Origin of the sequence: Aminobacter sp. P9b (genome assembly GCF_045345995.1) — a bacterium.
Lineage (GTDB): Bacteria > Pseudomonadota > Alphaproteobacteria > Rhizobiales > Rhizobiaceae > Aminobacter > Aminobacter niigataensis.
On the sequence record NZ_CP150082.1, the window covers coordinates 2,132,261 to 2,146,910 of the forward strand.

General features: G+C 58.2%; 12 protein-coding genes and 2 pseudogenes. 3 read left to right on the top strand and 11 right to left on the bottom strand.

Features of this window, described 5'->3' with window-relative positions:
- The first annotated feature begins 22 nt into the window (after positions 1-22).
- Positions 23-1,012 (top strand): XdhC family protein, encoded by a 990-nt coding sequence (locus WHT83_RS10515; RefSeq protein WP_406873748.1) that lies wholly within the window; start codon positions 23-25, stop codon positions 1,010-1,012.
- Here the strand turns inward: WHT83_RS10515 and WHT83_RS10520 are convergent.
- The 10 genes and pseudogenes from WHT83_RS10520 to WHT83_RS10565 all read right to left on the bottom strand — a co-directional run.
- A pseudogene (locus WHT83_RS10520) lies at positions 1,009-1,153 on the bottom strand (DUF932 domain-containing protein); the annotation flags it as partial. The gene WHT83_RS10515 and the pseudogene WHT83_RS10520 overlap by 4 nt on opposite strands.
- Before the next feature lie 772 nt (positions 1,154-1,925).
- Positions 1,926-3,442: pseudogene (adh, locus tag WHT83_RS10525) on the bottom strand (aldehyde dehydrogenase).
- A 75-nt stretch (positions 3,443-3,517) separates the two neighbouring features.
- A complete protein-coding gene (locus WHT83_RS10530; RefSeq protein WP_406873749.1) occupies positions 3,518-4,528 on the bottom strand; it encodes a GAF domain-containing protein in 1,011 nt (336 codons plus the stop codon).
- A gap of 59 nt (positions 4,529-4,587) precedes the next feature.
- Positions 4,588-5,076, bottom strand: a complete 489-nt coding sequence (locus WHT83_RS10535; protein ID WP_406873750.1) for a helix-turn-helix transcriptional regulator — start codon at positions 5,074-5,076, stop codon at positions 4,588-4,590.
- Entirely contained in the window at positions 5,031-5,642 is a 612-nt protein-coding gene (locus WHT83_RS10540) for an AraC family transcriptional regulator ligand-binding domain-containing protein (RefSeq protein WP_406873751.1), read from the bottom strand. The genes WHT83_RS10535 and WHT83_RS10540 overlap by 46 nt, the downstream gene beginning before the upstream one ends.
- A gap of 63 nt (positions 5,643-5,705) precedes the next feature.
- Entirely contained in the window at positions 5,706-6,464 is a 759-nt protein-coding gene (locus WHT83_RS10545; protein WP_406873752.1) for a glutamine amidotransferase, read from the bottom strand.
- Between the two features lie 178 nt (positions 6,465-6,642).
- Positions 6,643-8,247 carry an APC family permease gene (locus tag WHT83_RS10550; protein WP_406873753.1) on the bottom strand — a complete coding sequence of 535 codons (1,605 nt, stop codon included), beginning with the start codon at positions 8,245-8,247 and terminating at the stop codon, positions 6,643-6,645.
- A 42-nt stretch (positions 8,248-8,289) separates the two neighbouring features.
- Positions 8,290-9,525 (bottom strand): MFS transporter, encoded by a 1,236-nt coding sequence (locus WHT83_RS10555; RefSeq protein ID WP_406873754.1) that lies wholly within the window; start codon positions 9,523-9,525, stop codon positions 8,290-8,292.
- A gap of 91 nt (positions 9,526-9,616) precedes the next feature.
- Positions 9,617-9,826 (bottom strand): hypothetical protein, encoded by a 210-nt coding sequence (locus WHT83_RS10560; RefSeq protein WP_406873755.1) that lies wholly within the window; start codon positions 9,824-9,826, stop codon positions 9,617-9,619.
- Positions 9,826-11,580, bottom strand: a complete 1,755-nt coding sequence (locus WHT83_RS10565; RefSeq protein ID WP_406873756.1) for a primary-amine oxidase — start codon at positions 11,578-11,580, stop codon at positions 9,826-9,828. Before WHT83_RS10565 ends, WHT83_RS10560 begins: the two co-directional genes overlap by 1 nt.
- A 414-nt stretch (positions 11,581-11,994) precedes the next feature.
- Here WHT83_RS10565 and WHT83_RS10570 point away from each other — a divergent pair, with 414 nt between their 5' ends.
- The gene (locus WHT83_RS10570) at positions 11,995-12,456 is read left to right on the top strand and encodes a hypothetical protein (RefSeq protein ID WP_406873757.1); all 462 of its coding nucleotides are present in this window, start codon (positions 11,995-11,997) and stop codon (positions 12,454-12,456) included.
- 303 nt (positions 12,457-12,759) lie between these two features.
- Here WHT83_RS10570 and WHT83_RS10575 read toward each other — a convergent pair whose 3' ends face one another.
- Complete coding sequence (locus tag WHT83_RS10575; RefSeq protein ID WP_406873758.1) at positions 12,760-13,530, bottom strand: HAD family hydrolase; 771 nt, start codon at positions 13,528-13,530, stop codon at positions 12,760-12,762.
- Between the two features lie 74 nt (positions 13,531-13,604).
- Here WHT83_RS10575 and WHT83_RS10580 point away from each other — a divergent pair, with 74 nt between their 5' ends.
- Positions 13,605-14,648, top strand: coding sequence for a glycosyltransferase family 4 protein (locus tag WHT83_RS10580; RefSeq protein WP_406873759.1), 1,044 nt, complete (start codon positions 13,605-13,607; stop codon positions 14,646-14,648).
- Positions 14,649-14,650 lie beyond the last annotated feature (2 nt).

Consider the following 14,650-nt stretch of genomic DNA (forward strand, 5'->3'; position numbering starts at 1 on the left):
TTGAGCAAACAAGGGAAGCGTCATGAAAAGGCAGGATGCGGATCGGTTCGATGATTATGTGATCGACTTTGCGCTTGATTGGATGCGTTCCGGCGAGCGCATTGCTCTTATAACCCTGGTAAAGATCGAAGGATCATCTCCACGGCCCTTGGGAGCGCAGATGGCCGTTTCGGAAGGCGGCGATTGGGTAGGGTATCTGTCAGGCGGCTGCATTGAACGTGCTGTCGTTGCCGAGGCCCTTTCTGCGATACAAGAAGGTCGGAACCGGCGTGTCCGCTATGGGCGCGGGTCAAAATATCTCGACATTCACTTGCCTTGCGGCAGCGCGATCGAGATTGTCTTCGATGTACACGTTTCCGAAACTGAGCTTCAGGCAATCGATGCAAGCGTGAGCCGCCGACAGGCGGCTTCATTGCGTATCCCCGGAGATATCGATGAGTTTCCGCCCGAAATCATGTTCCGTAAGTATTATTCCCGGCGAAGATTGATTGTCGCAGGAGTGGGCCCGGCTGCACTTCAACTGCTAAAGCTGGGAAGGTTTTCGGGTCTCGACGCAATCTTGCACTCACCAGACATTGAGACACGGCATACAGCGGAATCTGACGGGATTGCGACATTGGCAATCAAAAGCACGACTGACATTCCGGATTTCCAGGCTGATGCAAATTCAGCTATCGTTTTCATGTTCCATGATCATGAATGGGAGCGTAAATTGATCCCTGCTGCGCTGGAGACGGATGCGTTCTATGTCGGTGCCATGGGCAGCAGGCGCACCCACGGCAAACGTTTGGAGATCTTGGCGAAGGCGGGCATCGACTCTGTTCGACTGGGACGTATTCATGGACCTGCCGGTCTATTTTCCGGCGCCAAGAGCGCACCCGAAATAGCTACGTCCATCCTTGCTGAGATCATGCAGGTTGCGCGTAGCGCAAATGTTCCGAGTCTCATTTTCGATGAAGTAAGCTTGTTTGCGAAGCAGGTACAAGAATGCTCCTCGATCCAGGGCTTTTAGATCGTTCAGAGATAGAAAGCGCTCGTCTTCGGGCCGCGAGAACCATTCAGACGAAACTCGGCCGACGTGCTCGCCGCGCGTCACATCCACTTTGAAGCCACCATTGAGCTGGTGAGTGGCATCAAGAACTTGCGTGTTCATGGCAGAAACCTCCATGACGGCGCCGGAACCCTCTCTTCCGACCTCAACCGTCACGGAAAATCCCCCCTTCTCTCACTCTAGAGCGGCTACGACAGGCTGCATCCCCAACTCACAAAAAGCGTAAGCACCCATTGCTGAGAGAAGCGGTATTCATGAGTCTATGCATCGCGTGCTCTATGCACCGTTCGGGGTCTGAAAAGATCCAGCCGGCCGGGCATTGTGGCCCCCACCCGTTTGCACGACGGCAGAGACCGGGCGTCCATCTCGTCGGGGCGACAGACAATGACGATCATAAGAACCTAAGGGTAACCGCTGCCCGTCATGTGGACGAGCGCGTTGCAGCGCCGAGCGGCTGCGCCCGCGGTAGCGGACGAATGGAACGCCGATCTCGGGCGGCCAACCGGAAGTGAAATTTTCCATGACGGCGATACTGGCTTAGCAGCATGGCTTCACCCGTTGTAGGCCACCGCTTGGGTGAAGCAGCCAAGGCCGGTCCCTCTGGAAGATGACCGGCGCCATTGTTCGGGCGACGGCCATCATGGTCGGCGATGATCTCGTCGAGCAGGGCGACTGCTTCGGCCGTCGCGGAGACCTTGTCGAGGGGAGGGTGCGAGGGCATGGTCGGAGTTCCGGGTTAGCTTTCCTCTCCCCGTTTACGGGGAGAGGATGCCGGCAGGCAGGTGAGGGGCAGCGCAGACATTGCTGGTTCGAGCCGCCCCTCATCCGTCACTTCGTGACACCTTCTCCCCGCAAGCGGGGAGAAGGAAGAGGCTCAGAAAAACCCGAGCTTCTTCGGGCTGTAGCTGACCAGCATGTTCTTGGTCTGCTGGTAGTGGTCGAGCATCATCTTGTGCGTCTCGCGGCCGATGCCCGACTGCTTGTAGCCGCCGAACGCCGCGTGCGCCGGATAGGCATGGTAGCAATTGGTCCACACGCGGCCGGCCTGGATGGCGCGGCCGAAGCGGTAGAGCCGGTTGGCGTCGCGGCTCCAGATGCCGGCACCGAGGCCGTAGAGCGTGTCGTTGGCGATCGACAATGCGTCGTCGTCGTCCTTGAAGGTGGTGACCGACACCACCGGGCCGAAGATCTCCTCCTGGAAGATGCGCATCTTGTTGTGGCCCTTGAAGACGGTCGGCTTGACGTAGTAGCCGCCGGCAAGGTCGCCGGGCAGATGTGCGCGCTCGCCGCCGGTCAGCACCTCGGCACCTTCCTGACGGCCGATGTCCATGTAGGACAGGATCTTCTCCAACTGCTCGGACGACGCCTGCGCGCCGATCATCGTTGCCGGGTCGAGCGGGTCGCCCTGGACGATTGCCTCGACGCGCTTCAGCGCGCGCTCCATGAACCTGTCGTAGATCTTCTCATGCACCAAGGCGCGGCTTGGGCAGGTGCAGACCTCGCCCTGGTTGAGTGCGAACATGACGAAGCCTTCGATCGCCTTGTCGAAGAAGTCGTCGTCTTCCGACGTCACGTCCTGGAAGAAGATGTTGGGCGACTTGCCGCCGAGTTCCAGCGTCACCGGGATCAGGTTCTGCGAGGCATATTGCATGATCAGCCGGCCGGTCGTCGTCTCGCCGGTAAAGGCGATCTTGGCGATGCGCGGGCTCGAGGCCAGCGGCTTGCCGGCTTCGAGACCGAAGCCGTTGACGATGTTCAATACGCCGTCGGGCAACAGGTCGCCGATCAGGTCGGCCCACAGCATGATGGAGGCGGGGGTCTGCTCGGCCGGCTTCAGCACCACGCAATTGCCGGCGGCAATTGCCGGCGCCAGCTTCCAGCAGGCCATCAGCAGCGGGAAGTTCCACGGGATGATCTGGCCGACGACGCCGAGCGGCTCGTGGAAATGGTAGGCGACGGTGTCGTCGTCGATCTGCGACAGGCTGCCTTCCTGGCTGCGCAGGACGCCGGCGAAATAGCGGAAATGGTCGATGGCAAGCGGCACATCGGCGGCTGTCGTCTCGCGGATCGGCTTGCCGTTGTCCCAGGTCTCGGCCAGCGCCAGAAGGTCGAGGTTTTCCTCCATCCGATCGGCGATGCGGTTGAGGATCAGCGCGCGGGTCGCCGGCGGTGTCTTGCCCCAGGCGTCCTTGGCCTTGTGGGCGGCATCGAGTGCCGCCTCGATGTCGGCCGCATCGGAGCTAGCAACCTCGCCGAGCGGCCGGCCTGTGACAGGTGAGATGTTTTCGAAATAGCGGCCGGCCTTCGGCGCCACCCAGGCGCCGCCGATGAAGTTGTCATAGCGCTTGGCAAACGCACCTTGGCGGTGCGCGAGAATTCCACCTTGTTCATGTTGTTCCTCCCATGAAACGACACCGAGACATACGGCGCCTAGATGAAGAGGAATGACGCCACTGGCGTTCGGAGTCAGCCCGTCCATGAACACCAGCGAACTGGACTGTCGCAGGGCTGCGACACGCGCGCGACATCGAGACGTTTCAGCTTGCGGTGCAGCGTGGCGCGACTGACACCAAGAAGCCGCGCGGCGGCGCTAACATTGCCGTTCACCCGCGCCAGAGCCCTGTGCAGGACACGCCGTTCCGCCTGCGCCAGGTTTTCTGGTTCCTCGCTTGCAGCACTGAAGAGATTGGATGCCGGTAGAGGCTTCTTCAAGCAATCCTGCGTTATGCCAAGCACTAGACGTGCGGAGCGTGTTGCGCCGACCACAAGTTCGTCCGCGTCGACCGCGACCAAGGCTTCGACAGTCTTGTCGATCATCGGTGCCAGCACAATGCGCGCGGTTGGAAACGCCATACGGAAATTCTCTGCCTCGATGCGACGCGCCGCGTCAACCACAGCCATCGAGATGAGGTTGACGAAGCTTTTCGTCAGATCGGCCCGACAGGACGACACATCGAGGGCCGCAACAAGGTTGCCCTCATGGTCGTAGATCGGCGCAGTCGTGCAACTGAGGAGGGTATTGCGCGTGTAGAAATGCTGATCGCGGTGGATCGTCAGCGCGCGCTGTTCGACGAGACAGGTGCCTATACCGTTGGTACCCTCACTCTCTTCGCTCCAAACGGCTCCCGTCCAAAGCCCCCATGAATGAAACGTCTCGTCGTCGGCAACTGCACCGCGTCTATCGACTGGCACGCCATCGCGATCGGCGAGAAGAACGCAGCAGCCGATGCCGCCGACCGCCAGATAGAGCCGGTTGAGGGTAGATTGCGCTGCGACGAGCAACGGCTCGATCCGCTGGCGCGCCTCGCACAGCTCAATCTCGGTCAGCCGCCGCGGCGACGCATGCTCCGTTGGGTCGAGCCTGTGCAGCCTAGAAGACCGCCGCCACGAGGCAATTAGCGCTGACTTTGCCGCGGCATTCGATGCGACCGCAGTCTGAATGCGGTCGGCATGATGGTCGATTAGACGCTTGTCCATGCGCTTCTCCCGAGGCGTGAACTTTTTCCGTTTCTGCGCAAATATTATTGCTTACTGGCTCAGAGAGCGTCTCGGCGACCCTTCTTGGAGTAAGCGCGAGGAGATTGACCGGTCCACGCTTTGAACGCGCGCGACATGGTGGCCGTGTCTGTATAGCCAAGATTTCCTGCGACAACACCCAGTGCGATCCGCTCGTCCTTCAGGAGTACCTCAGCTGTTCCGCGACGTTGTTCCTGGACGACCTCTCGGAATGTCCGACCCGCTGCGGCCAGCCGCCTTTGGAGAGTTCGCGAACCAACTCCAAGCCGTGCCGCGACGAGTTCCAGGGTAACATCTCCCTGTTTCATACAGCGCATGACAGCGTGCAAAACTGCATCCTCAAAGGATAGTGCGACACCATCTCCAATCAGATCGTTCAGATGCTGCTCGATGATGGCAATTGCCGCCGGATTCGCGGACACGAAGGGAAGGTCTAGATCCTCATTTCTAATCAGCATCCGATTTATCTGCTGATCAAATCGAATGACTGCTCCGAAAAAGTGGGCCATGTCGCGATGACTGCTCGGGGCAGAATGCTCAAAGTGATCTCTTCCGGCGCCCAACCGCGCCCCAATCGGCTACGTGTGAGGGCACAGATCAGGGCTAGCGTGAACTCGGTGTCCTGACGCCTTGGCCAGATTGCCGGGTCCTCAATCTGATATTCAAGCCAGGTGGCGTCACCCGTCACCGAAAGGCCAAGCTTCGTGTTGCCTTGCAATGCCGGAAAGAAATGGCTGAAACGGATGATTGCAAAACGGAGGGTCTGCATCATCGTATAGAGCACACCGACCGGTCCCAGATCCTCCGCCTTGATCGCGTTCCCTAACCTGATCCCCAACAATGGCTGGTTGCTCACTTTTGCGGCGTCCTCGAAGAACGCCACATAATTCTTAAGCGAGACCGGGTTATAAGGGTCGTCCAAGGTCAGTCTGGATAGCCCATGCTGGGCAAGCAAGTTGTCGGTTGAGAACCCCGTTGCCTCAAGCGCGCTGACCACTACGCCCAAAACAGAGGAGCGGATACTGGCTATCGGCTGCGAGCTTGCCTCATAGGATTTGGTAAGGCGAGGGCCCATTTGGTCTCTTTCACTTGATGGTTGGGTGAAAGCCGTAGGGTGGCACATTATGCACGGATATTGTCACGGTTTGCAACTTTCGTAGGCGGCTATGTAGGTTGCAAAATTGCGTAGTACCTTCACCGAATACGGAGTTGCGCTGACTTCAGCCTTGAGCTGATTGACGCCATGACCCTCGGCTGCGAGGCGCGGTGCAAGAAGATCCAAATATTCCGCAACGACGGCTTTCGAGATTTCGGGGTGAAACTGGACACCCCACGCGCAAGGGCCGACCCGGAAGGCCTGATGAGGTTCCATGAGGGAATGGGCCAGGACGATCGCGTTAGGCGGTAGTTGTACCGCGGACTGCCAGTGGACCAGCTGTGCCGCAAATGTCGGCGGGATTGATCCGAAAAGAGGATCTTCACGGCCTTCCGGGGTCACAACAATCGGGACGCTCCCTATTTGGGCGCCCTTGTTTCTTTCGGTTACCATGCCGCCCAAGCATTGGGCGAGTACTTGATGACCGAAGCAAATTCCCAAGGTCGGCACTCGATGGTGGACTGCCTCTTGCAGCCAGCGAGAGAGTTCACGGATCCACGGCACATCCTCCGTGACCATGGCATGCGATCCCGTCACCACGATGCCGGCGATTGAGACAGACTCAGGAAGGTTTTTGCCGTCACGCGGATCCACTACGACGATAGGATGGTCGCAGTCTGCCGAGGCCAGGATATCGCTGATCCAGTCCTCGAAATCACCATACCGATCGCGGATTTGGTCGAACGTGTCGCCAGTCTTGATTATCACGATCGGGCGAAGGCAAGGTATTTTCTCGGTCATTGGGATTACTTCTGCCAGAGCTACGGGTACTTTCGATTGCGCAGGGCCGATGTGTTGGCCCTGCGCATTTCCGATTCAGGCTGGAGCTAGCGTCGCTGCCTTCGCGCTGCCGCGAAGCCCATCGCCGGGACGATGCCCATGATTTTGCAATCTGCTCGACGGCTTGTGTGCCGCGGCATCAAAGCCCACCATGGAAGTAATAGTTGGCGCCGAAGACGATGCCGGCACCAAGCGCCAGAGCAGCAAAAGGCAACCAGCCAGCTTTTGGAGCCGCGAGGAGCCCATCTGAGGTGTGCAGATCCTTGAGCATAGCGGCCGGAAACACGCCTTTGTCGATGATGTAGTGCCTGTACCAAAACACCGGCAGGATCAGTGCGAGAGCAATTATGCCGGTTATCAAGGTTCCCTGCCCCCAGACATTCGCTCCGGCCCCTAGTAGAAAGGCATTCACAAATGCGAGCACAACGCCAATCGTCATGATCCAGTTTGGGCAGCGATAGGAGCGCTCGATGTGGGCGTTGTCGATGCGATGAATCCAGCCGGCCTGAAGGTTTAGGAAGATGAACACGAGATAGCAGATGTTCGACACCGCCAAAACGAACAGGGAATCCGAAAGCGTCAGGAGAACAACGTTGAAACTGAGGTCTGTCCACATCGCGCGCGTTGGGGCGCCATGCTCGTTGACCTTGCTCAGGTAGCGCGGCAGCCAGCCGTCGACACTGCCTTGATAAAGCGTGCGCGAGGATCCTGCCATCGACGTACTAACACCGAGCAACAGCGCAAGAACGAGCATCACGATAATGATGTTACCAATGAGCCCGCTGCCACCGACCATCTGCACAAGCACGGCCGCGACGCCCGAGCCGTCAACGATAGCCGGCGATGCCATGCCGTCTTGCCCGAGAAATCCCTGGAAGGCCAAAGGTATCAAGGTATAGGCGGCGAGACACAAAATTCCGGACCAGAAAATGGCTTTGAACGTGTCGGTTTCAGGATTACGAAACTCTCTCGTGTAGCACACCGCTGTCTCGAACGCATAAGATGACCAAGCCGCCATGTAGATTCCGCCGAAGAACAGCGTCCATCCCGCCTTGTCCCATGCCCCGCTAAGAGGTTCGAATGGCGTGAAATGCGAAGCGATGACATCGCCAGTCAAAAATGGCATTACGCCGATCAGAAGCAGCGGGGTCAACGCGACCACACCAATGATCGTCTGGACTTTTGCGGTTCCAAGAATACCGCGATGTTGGATGGCGAATGTGCCGAGCAACAGGATCGTCGCGACGACGGAGACCGCATTGATCCGGATTTGCAGCCCTTGCTTGAGCATCCCGAGATCAAGGAGGGTCAGCTTGGCCGTCATGATCGACGCGGTTGAAGGAAACAGTGTCGCCAGGATGTAGCTCGCGGCGACGCTTGAGCCAACCGTGAGCACTGGTGTCCAGGCGAGCCAGTTGGACCACAGGGATAGTGGGGCGATGATTTTGGAGTAACGCACCCACGCAGCCGCGCCATAGACCGATGCGCCGCCGGATTTTCCAGGAAACAGGCCCGCGATTTCGGCGTACACGAATGCCTGGAAAAAGCCGAATACGACAGACAACGTCCAGCACAACCATGAGGGCGTGCCGACAAGGGCGGCAATTCCGCCAATCGAGAATAGAACGAGAGCGGGCACGCCACTTGCGACCCAGAATGCATCTTTCCAGGTAATTGAGCGCACAAGCTCATGCTGGTTTAGATTGGCGCCGCTCGGCGCCTCGTAAGCTTCAACCTTACTCACTGTCGTTCCCCTTTAGTGTTGTTGTTATGATTGACTGCGTCGTTATGCGCTTCTTGCACTGGCGATTTCGCCAGAAGGACCCGGCTGCACTTGCAACAAGGTCGATTGCCTCGTGGGCAAACACCGGTGATTCAGAATGAGGAGAAATCCCGCCATAAGGCACAAAAGCCCGCCGATACCGAAGGCTAGGGAATAGAATTGGGGGCCGGCCGCACCGACCACGAACGTAGTGGCCGCTGCCGCCCCGTGATGGACCACCGCCAAGATCGACATGCAGGGTCCGATCCGGCGCGCACCAAAATGCTGCGAGCCGAGCCGCATGAGCGCTGGCATGGTTGCCGCCCAGTCCAGGCCATAGAATACCGCGAACTGCGAAAGCTCTTCAAAGCTGAAAGAGCTCTGTGGCAGCCAGAACAGAAGAAGCGCGCGTGCAATGTAGTAAGCGGCCAGAAGCCAGATACCGCTGAAACGATCAGCGGCCATGCCGAACGCCAGCCCACCAAAAGCTACCGTGACGCCGGTCAGTGCAACAGCACCGACGCCTGCCATCGCAGGCAGGCCGGCCGCCCGACAGATGCTGATGAGATGATTGCCAACCAGCCCGGACGACGTCACGCCGCAAACACAGGTCAGGAAGACCAGCAACCAGAACTGCCTGTCTGCAGCCCAGGTTTTGAAGGACCCAAACGGAAGGCGAGGTTCGCCTCTGTCCCGAGGGGGCGATGCGGTCGGCGGGATCGCGACAGTGACACCGAAAATGGTGACGGCAATCGCACCTGCTGCCGCAGAAATGGCCGCAAACCATCCAAAACTTGCGATCAGCAACGAGAAAAGGGGAAGGGCGAGGATAGGTGCTACGGCGGAGCAGGATAGAAACAGACTCGACGCAGTCGCGCAGTGCTGCGGATGCTGCTTTGCGGCAACGATCGATCCTACGACGATCGGGTTGAGACAACCGCTTGCGGCCGCAGCAAGAACCCAGATGAAAGCCAGCTGGTCGGCCGAGCCTGCCAGACCAGACAGCATCAGCGTCGCAAGCAGGATGGACAGGACGCCTACGATCGTTTGCCGGAGCCCGAAACGCGCCATCAGGAGAGCTCCCAGCGGCGCGGTAAGCACGGAAACCACCATGCCGACCGAGATGCTTGCGTACAATGTCGCTTCCGACCACTGAAGGTCCCGCACAAGGGCATCTGTGAAGAGCAGCGGCAGCGCATTGACGCCGGCGCTGACTGCGGCTGCACCCGCACTGGCTACCACAATGGCGTGCGAGGTCATTCCCCCAAATCGGAGGCCTCGAGTACTACTCATGGCATTTTCCTCGGGAACGCGGGGAAGCGTGTGTCGCTTCCCCGTTGGCGAAGCTGGTTTACCGGTCAGCGATCGCGTGGCAGCTCGCGCCGTTGGTTTCGCTCACCAGATCGATGCCAGGGTTCTGGTCGAAGAAACCGCTCGGCATCAGTTTGAAGCCGGTGAAGATGCATGGCTGGACAGGAAAATCCTCTGGTCGAACCTGGTGATGCACTCCGAAGGTGTGCCAGAGGACAAGATCCTCGTCGACCAGCGGCCTGTCCTTCATCACGAAGTCCGCGACTCCCCGGAGCCATCAGAGTGGTTCATGTATTCGCCTGCTGGATAGCGTTCCTCGGGATCAAAAGCCGTCACCCACAAATGATTGCTTGTGAAGGTCGAACGCCGGCCCGACGGCGAGTGCGCGGCAACGTACGGCGTTACGGGATGAGTGGCCTCGAGCTTGTACGCGGTGGGTTCGCCGACATGGTTCTTCCGGTCGGCGCTCGCTATTTTCCATACCCGATGGGTTTCAAGGTTCACACGCCGACAGGCCTGGAGTTCGGACGCCAGCACCGTCTCTTCTTCGTAGAAGGCATTGCCGTGTGGATTGTCCGGCCCCTCCGGCGCGGCATAGGTGTTGAGCTCGACAACGCTGTTGCGATCGCCGTCGACGCTCATGTCCAGCCGGGCGCAGAAGACATGTTGATGGATGTGTCCCAGAACGCCTGGTGAAACTTCCTTGCCATAGCGCCCCGGCTTTCCTGGGTGGCAGGCCGTCGTGTTGATGATGCCGGTCGCCTTCAGTTCTAGTTCGATCGAACCATCCGTGTGGAGGTACCAGAAAATGCCATACTCATAGTTTGCCACCGTGCAGATGCAGGAGACGACGAACTTGCGGGCCCGGCGAGACTCGACATGGTTGGATCGAAAGTCCCAGTGTTTCCAGAGAAGGCCGGCATCCTCTTCATGCATGCAGATGGCATTCTCGATCGTAACGACATCGCCAGTCATCGTCGCGAGATTTGCGTCCAGATATTGGATGGCCCCGAGACAATCGCAGCCGAGCTTGAGCGAGTTCGCCAGCTTGCCGATACCGTATTCGCCGATGTCGAAGACATTCTTGCGGAAATGGCCACGATCAGGAGTGCCATAGGGGACCACCATCTCGACAAGCGATGCGCGATAGACGACCGGCCGCCCATCGTAGCTGATTTCGTGAAGCGTCAGGCCTTCCCGCGCATTGAAACCAACACGGAACGTCCACTTGTCCCAGCTTAGCTGATGGCCATCCAGCTTGAATGAAACACCCTCTGGCTGGGTGATGTTGAGCGGTTTGTAAGGCTGCCGCGGTTCCTTGACGAACTCGGCTTCGTAGTTGGCCTCCTTCATCGGGATTGGAATAATCTCGTGATCGTCGACGCGCAGAACACGGTTGGTCTTGATATCGACGACTGCGTTCAGCCCCCCGATGGGATGCGCATAGAAATTTTCGTTCTCCCGAAGCCGCAACCAAGCGAAGACGTGGGCGATAAACCGGCCTTCCTCGTCCGGGACACCGAAATTTCCCGCCGACCACGGATCAATGCAGACTTGGCTCATATCGTCGATGCCGCGCCGCCTGCAGGCGGCGATAAAATCAGGCGCCTCCCTGACCGCATCTTCAATGGCGGTGAACTGCTCGAGCTGGATCATAGGCTTTGCAGATGCAATATGCTCCGACTTGACGATCTTGTTTTCGTCGAGCGAGACAATTAGGCGCCAGACACCATCGCGACCGATCCGGAACAGATTGACGCGTGCTTGTCTGGAAATCGGATCGCCTTGCCGAAACGATCGAACCAACTCCTTTGCTGGCTCAAGGAGTTCGACAGTTTCAAAACAAAAATCCTTACCGAAGGCAGCATCGTCATGGATGATCCTGAAAACACTCTGCAGTTCATCCTTGGAGAGCGGATCCAACGGGTGCGCTGACGCGGCTATAGTGGACGGTTTCGAACAACCGCATTCTGCGTTCGTCGATATGGGCGTATTGACGTTCATTGCACACTTCTCCCGTTCATAGGTCAGAAACTGCCCTATGCCTTCACTGTTGTGTCGATAAGCGATAGATTGTTATTTTTTTCAATTACGCAGTTATTACGATCTATAATAGATACGTAATCACTTCAGAATACGGCTGAGTACAGCTACCTGTTTTGTTCAGATGCGCAGACGAATTCGGCCCGCTATTCATTGCTTTGTGCTATTTTCTTGCGGTTAGCACTATCTTCTTGCGGATTGTCCGTTAACGTTAGCAGAGCGTTCCGTCAGAAATATTGCAATATGTGACAAAACATATGCGAAACGTGCCATCATGCATTTTTGCAATTGTTGGGGCAGGTACTCAGCCGCAATTTCACTGGATGAGCACACAGGATCGATAAGACCCTTCTCCTTATTTCTCGCGTGGTAGACGTGGACCACACAAGCGCCGCGAGCGATCAAGCATACATAGCTTCGACTGCGACAGAACTGGATAAGTCGCGAGCTCGCGCCGCCAGCACGCCGCTGAACAGTCTCGTCGAAGCCAGCCAGCCTTCAGTGGAGGTCACAGATGTATCATGCGAAAGCTTACGCAATGGCGCGATCTGTCGCCATGGAGGCCTCGATTCCGCAATTCCGCGCTTTCGCTTTGCTAAAGCAGTTGATGACGGTACTTTTTCGGGGTTGGCGGTGAGGTTGATGCTGACCGAAAAATTCGGCGCTGAAGGGCGATTGATCTCGATAGATTTCGACACTGTGCGAAAAAAATCTCGTAGAAATTTCCCTTTAAAATCAACACCGTATGATTTTGACGGCTCGTGGGTCGGCATTTTGGTCTGTGGGCAAGAAAAAACCCAGCTAGATCAACGACCTAGCTGGGTTCTGAACAATTGAGTGGGAATGATTCAGGCCCCATCCGAACGCCGCATTTACGCCGTGTACGACGCAAGTCACTGAAAACGCCGACAATCGGCAGCTATCGGTGGGTTTGGGTTTGGCGGCCCGGCGGACGGACGTAGTGTCACGGCCGAGCGCAAATGAACGTCTCGAGGGCTTCAAGAACGTCGGTTGATCATAGTCTCCGTCCGGGTCAAGGATGCAGGACTGAAGACCCTTTTCGGCGGACTGCTCGTTGAGGATGGTCGCAAGATCCCGAATTGCCCGCAACTGGCCCAGGACCGGCGACGCCGCTTTGACTTATTGGCGACGGCTTTGCGTGAGGTCGGCGTCGCTGGCCGTGATCTGGCCCACCAGTTCGGCAACCCCTTCGCCGCGCTGGCCGGAAGTTACCCGGTCGGCTGTTTCTTTGAGGGATGGCAGTGCATTTGCCACCGCGACGCCGTAACCCGCGGCTCGCAGGAACGCATCGTCGTTCTCAGCATCGCCGATGGCCACGACGTTGTGCGGCGAAAGCTCAAGTTCCTCCAGCGCGGCCGCAAGCCCGGTTGCCTTGTTGACACCGCTTGGCAACACCATGACAGCGCCCTTGTTGAAGATGATCTCCAGTTCGAGACCCAGCCTGCGGATTTCATCCAGGACGATTGTCTCGTTGGGAACCAGTGTGGCGACGATGGAATCGCCGACATAGAGCGGAGCCACGCCACGCGACTTCAGACGGTCGACGAATTCTTGAGGCGGGGCGGGGGCCAACAGCCGCTTTACCTTCGTCCCCGGCGTGTAGAGCAGCGCTCCGTTCTCGGCGACGATCTTGTCGAATATGTCATGCCCGGGGAATACCCTTGCCAGGTCAGGCAGTTCGCGCCCGGTTACGAGGACCAGCTTTCGGCCGGTTTTCTTGAAATCCTCCAATGCCTTGAAGGTAGCATCAGAGACCAGCCCATGCTCGGCAAGGGTCTCGTCATAGTCGGTTGCGAGGGCAAGCACATACATCATCGGTTCTCCGCTCCAGACTTCAATCTGCTTGGCGGACGATCGTTCCACCATTGAGTGGGAACGACGCGTCGACATGCTTTGGCATGGTGGACGGGAACCATTGGGGGCTTGCGCGGTTCACCCTGGGGACGACTATCAGGAATGACGGAATGAAGATCGCGCACATCGCGCCGCTCTACGAAAGCGTGCCCCCACGGCTCTACGGCGGGACTGAGAGGATCATCGCGTATCTGGTCGACGGCCTGGTTGAGCGGGGGCATCAGGTGACGCTGTTTGCCAGCGCCGATGCTGAGACCCGGGCCGAGCTCTTTCCGGTTCGCCATCAGGCGCTCAGGCTCGACGCCAATCAGCTGACTTCACCGACAGCCGCCCATTTGTCGATGCTGCACCAGGTGAAACAACATGCCGACGAATTCGACCTGCTTCATTTCCATCTCAGCCATTTTGTCCACTTCCCGTTTTTCGAGGATTTTCCCGAGCGAACGGTGACGACGCCACATGGCCGTCTCGATTATGCGGACCTTCCGGCTGCGTACGGCAGATGGCCGCAATTCCCGATGATCTCCATTTCCGACCGGCAGCGGCAGCCCCTGAAAGAAGCAAACTGGATCGCCACGGTCCAGCATGGCCTTCCGCTCGACCTCTATCGTCCGGTCGCTGGCGAGCCGATGGGCTACCTTGCCTTTCTCGGCCGTTTGTCGCGCGATAAGCGGCCGGACCGGGCCATTGAAATTGCCCGCCGCAGCGGTTTGAAGCTGAAGATCGCGGCAAAGATCGGGGACGACGATCGCCCCTATTTCCATGAAACGATCGAGCCGATGATCGATGGCGAGCAGGTCGAGTACATTGGAGAGATTGGAGAGGACGGCAAGGCCGAGTTTCTCGGCAATGCCGCGGCACTGCTGTTTCCAATCGATTGGCCGGAGCCATTCGGCCTGGTCGTCATCGAAGCCATGGCCTTCGGCACACCGGTGATCGCCTGGGACAATGGCGCGATGTCCGAAATCGTCGACGAAGGCGTGACAGGCCACATCGTGCGGTCGATCGAGGAGGCCGTCGCGGCCGTTGGTCGTTTGCCCGAACTCGACCGAAGAACCGTTCGCCAGACCTTCGAAGCCAGGTTCTCGGCCGATCGCATGGTTCGTGAGTACGAGGCGGCCTATGTCCAGCTCATGGAGGCGTTGCCGCGCTGAAG

What these genes read in the sequence shown, in the direction of transcription:
- WHT83_RS10515 (WP_406873748.1), top strand. Translation starts at nt 23, where the DNA reads ATGAAAAGGCAGGATGCGGATCGGTTCGATGATTATGTGATCGACTTT.
- WHT83_RS10530 (WP_406873749.1), bottom strand. Translation starts at nt 4,528, where the DNA reads ATGGACAAGCGTCTAATCGACCATCATGCCGACCGCATTCAGACTGCG.
- WHT83_RS10535 (WP_406873750.1), bottom strand. Translation starts at nt 5,076, where the DNA reads ATGGCCCACTTTTTCGGAGCAGTCATTCGATTTGATCAGCAGATAAAT.
- WHT83_RS10540 (WP_406873751.1), bottom strand. Translation starts at nt 5,642, where the DNA reads ATGGGCCCTCGCCTTACCAAATCCTATGAGGCAAGCTCGCAGCCGATA.
- WHT83_RS10545 (WP_406873752.1), bottom strand. Translation starts at nt 6,464, where the DNA reads ATGACCGAGAAAATACCTTGCCTTCGCCCGATCGTGATAATCAAGACT.
- WHT83_RS10555 (WP_406873754.1), bottom strand. Translation starts at nt 9,525, where the DNA reads ATGACCTCGCACGCCATTGTGGTAGCCAGTGCGGGTGCAGCCGCAGTC.
- WHT83_RS10560 (WP_406873755.1), bottom strand. Translation starts at nt 9,826, where the DNA reads ATGAAGGACAGGCCGCTGGTCGACGAGGATCTTGTCCTCTGGCACACC.
- WHT83_RS10565 (WP_406873756.1), bottom strand. Translation starts at nt 11,580, where the DNA reads ATGAACGTCAATACGCCCATATCGACGAACGCAGAATGCGGTTGTTCG.
- WHT83_RS10575 (WP_406873758.1), bottom strand. Translation starts at nt 13,530, where the DNA reads ATGTCGACGCGTCGTTCCCACTCAATGGTGGAACGATCGTCCGCCAAG.
- WHT83_RS10580 (WP_406873759.1), top strand. Translation starts at nt 13,605, where the DNA reads ATGAAGATCGCGCACATCGCGCCGCTCTACGAAAGCGTGCCCCCACGG.